1 protein-coding gene is annotated in these 220 nt (G+C 28.2%); it reads left to right on the top strand.

The features are described from left to right. A partial coding sequence (locus KGF42_RS19715; protein ID WP_227826955.1) for an RNA-guided endonuclease TnpB family protein occupies positions 1-220 on the top strand: 220 nt, incomplete at both ends.

The raw sequence follows: 220 nt of genomic DNA, 5'->3' as shown, positions 1-220 counted from the left end.
AAGATTAAAAGTTGCAAGACTTCAAGAACATATAGCTAATCAAAGAAATGATTTTCTACAAAAACTATCTACTAAACTAATAAAAGAGAACGATATTATTTGCATAGAAGATTTACAAGTAAAGAATATGATTAGAAATCGTAAACTATCTCGCTTAATTTCTGATGTGTCATGGTCAGAGTTTATTCGTCAATTAGAATACAAGGCTAATTGGTATGGT

Source organism: Clostridioides sp. ZZV15-6383 (genome assembly GCF_020657735.1).
Classification (GTDB): Bacteria; Bacillota; Clostridia; order Peptostreptococcales; family Peptostreptococcaceae; genus Clostridioides; species Clostridioides difficile_D.
This window is presented reverse-complemented; position numbering and strand designations above follow the sequence as displayed.